Origin of the sequence: Streptomyces sp. NPDC048275 (assembly GCF_040652275.1) — a bacterium.
In the GTDB taxonomy this organism is placed as follows: Bacteria; Actinomycetota; Actinomycetes; order Streptomycetales; family Streptomycetaceae; genus Streptomyces.
On record NZ_JBEZLR010000273.1, the window covers coordinates 1 to 1057 of the forward strand.

Consider the following 1057-nt stretch of genomic DNA (forward strand, 5'->3'; position numbering starts at 1 on the left):
AAGGCGAGTTGGACATCTGATCGGGCATGGTCGGCGCCCCTGGCCTGCGGATTCCGGTGTCTTGATCCCCTACACCACGTGGCGGGACGCCATCCCTCGCGGGCGAAGTCCTGGCCGATGGTGCGGATCCGCTACACCTTTCGGTTGATGACTGAGGCCCATCCCTCACGTCAACGGAGATTGACACTCCCATGCTGTCAACGTAAGTTGACGCGATGGGTAATCAAACGCTTCTTGCCTGCGGGATGGCCGCTGGCCCGCTCTTCACCATCGCGTACCTACTGGAAGGCGCCAGCCGTGTGGACTACAAGCCGTTCCGCCATCCCGTCAGTTCGCTCGCCCTCGGCCGCGCCGGGTGGGCGCAGACCGTCAACTTCCTCTTCACCGGCTTACTGTCGCTGATCTTCGCCGTGGGCCTGTGGCGCGCTGGGTCTTCCCGCTGGGGTGCACTGCTGATCGGCGTATGGGCGGTCGGTCTGCTGGGCGCAGGTGCCTGCCGCACGGATCCGGTGAGCGGTTATCCTGTCGGCACCCCCGATCAGCTCCAGCGCCCGACCCGCGCAGGGGTTCTGCATGATCTGTTCTCCCTCATCGGATTCCTCGCCCTTGCCGTGGCCTGTTTCGTCTTTGCCCTGTCCAACTCGCCGGGGTGGGCCCTCTACTCGATCGCCAGCGGCGTGCTCTTCGCAACCACGATGGCGCTGGCCAGTGCCGCGTTCAGCCAGCATCAACGCTGGGTGAACCTGGGCGGGCTGATCCAGCGCGTCTCACTCACGATCGGCTGGACCTGGCAGACGCTGCTCGCCGTGCGCATTCTGCATACCTGACGGTTGTCCCGTACTCGCTGCTCACGGCAGAGATGATCTTTCCATGGCTGGTGTGATCACGGTGTCGGAGCCGTCCTGGACAGGCCCCTTCATCGGCCTGAGCCCACGATGCTTCACCCAGTTGGTGAGCGCACTAGGGCCTGTCCGGCGGATCAAGTCGGAGGGAAGCAGTGGTGCCTTGTCGGCGCAGGTGAGCGGGGTCTGGTGCGTCGAGCTGCAAGGCGGAGGAG

Annotated in this window: 1 protein-coding gene and 1 pseudogene; both read left to right on the forward strand. The window is 64.8% G+C overall.

Annotated features, from left to right (window positions below):
- Positions 1–215 precede the first annotated feature (215 nt).
- A complete protein-coding gene (locus AB0D57_RS47895; protein ID WP_362088798.1) occupies positions 216–827 on the forward strand; it encodes a DUF998 domain-containing protein in 612 nt (203 codons plus the stop codon).
- Between the two features lie 43 nt (positions 828–870).
- Positions 871–1057, forward strand: a pseudogene (locus AB0D57_RS47900) (hypothetical protein); the annotation flags it as partial.